We start from the raw sequence: 1811 nt of genomic DNA on the forward strand, positions 1-1811 counted from the left end.
TTGAAGACGGATTCAAACCTGAATCAAATCCCCCTTGAAAAGGGGTTAAGGGGGATTAAAAACCTTCAAAAAACCTCAATCCTTACGCTTTGTCATTTCGACCGCAGGGAGAAATCTCTTACTACTTCTTGTCCTTTTGGCTTAGCCCAAAAGGACCAATCCCGATAGCTATCGGGACAAGACACAGCATCCCGATAGCTATCGGGACTTCCCCCCACAACCCACCGCCGGCCCGCTGCTGTGTCCTCCCACCGCGCCCACAAAACATGGATTGTGGTAAATGATTGATCAGGTATAGGGGGATTAAGAATCTTCAAAAAACATCAACCTTCCCCTAATGTCTAAGTCCGGCTTTTCTTTTTTTGCCTGGGAAATAAGCTTACCCACTTCAAAGGGGAACTGATTCACCTAAAAGGCGAACTAGTTCGCCTAAATGGTAAACTAGTTCAGTAAAAAGGGGAGTGAGTTCGCCTCGGAGGTAAACCAGTTCGGCAAAAAGGTGAACTAGATCAGCAAAAAGGTAAACTAGTTCACCAAAAAGGTGAGTGAGTTCGCCTCAGAGGGAAGTGAGTTCGGTAAAAAGGTGAACTAGTTCGCCTCGGAGGTCAACTGGGGTACTTCCGAAGTGGGAGGGGGTACTTGTGAAGTACCCCCTTGCATCAATTAGAAATCAGATGGGCTGGTAAAAGCAGGGCGAAAAATTATGTTTAGCGAAAGGAAGGACACTTAGAACTTTTGGTTGTTAATGGGATTACAAATCCTGGAAAAATAGGAAAGGGCAGGTGCAAAGTACGCTTAGTGGGTTTAAAAGCTTTTCTACCAATTGAAATTGATTTAATTCTCGCTTTGTAAAAGGGTTGGTTTTGCTATTCACTTTTTTCAAGAAGCTAATAATCAACTACTATTTCTTTGTTCCACTACTGATTAGCATCAGGCCTCAACTTACTCCCCTCTTTCCAAGCTGGTTTTGTTTCCCCATCAGCTACCTTTTCGACCAAGCCATAAAAAAACGTATTGAATTTAGCTGCCGCTTCCCAGTCGATCTTTTGCACAAGATCATCCTTGGGGGTATGATAGCCTTCGCGGTACCATTGTCGGTAAATGCGTTCGCTCTCAGATCCAGGGGCAAAGCCGAAAACAAAATTGATGGCAGGAATTCCGGCTTGGATAAAGTTCCATTGATCAGAGCGTCGGATCAGGTTACGGGCAGGTTCTGGGTCGTTCTGTACTTTAATTCCCATACTCGTCGCCACCGCTCGGGCATCATCCCCAAGGGTAGTTTCATCCAGCGCATGTACGGTCAAGAGCTCCAAGGGAAATAGGGGACGGAGTTGATCGAGGTTGATATTTGCGGCGATGCTTTCTTTCGGAACAGGAAGGTGTTGCATCAGATACTCTGAGCCAAGCAATCCCTTTTCTTCTCCCGTCACAATTGCAAAAATCAGAGGTCTTCCATAACCTTCACCTGCACGCCGCTCGGCCAATTGAATCAGGAGAGCTACATAAGCCGCATCATCCAGCGTACCATTATACAAACTGTCTCCATCCACTGGGGTACCGTAACCATAGCCATCTAGGTGTGCGGTGAGCACAATCGCCTGATTGGCAAGACTAGGATCGGTTCCTGGCAGGCGGGCAAGGATATTGGAGGATTGGAGGCTGCGCTCAGCTAGGGTAAAACTTGCATTCAGGCGGTCAGGCACCTCAAATGTAGGAAGTGGCTTACCCTGACTACCCAAGTCGATCAGTTCTTTTGCATTTTGACCACTGCCTTCGATGAGTTTTTCTAAGGCATCCGAACCAGCATTGAT

1 protein-coding gene is annotated in these 1811 nt (G+C 46.7%); it reads right to left on the minus strand.

The features are described from left to right. Positions 1-917 precede the first annotated feature (917 nt). Positions 918-1811 (minus strand): M28 family peptidase (locus Q0L68_RS14950; protein ID WP_296704793.1); only part of this gene is annotated, 894 nt, incomplete at its 5' end.

It is taken from the genome of Algoriphagus sp. (genome assembly GCF_024642405.1).
Lineage (GTDB): Bacteria > Bacteroidota > Bacteroidia > Cytophagales > Cyclobacteriaceae > Algoriphagus.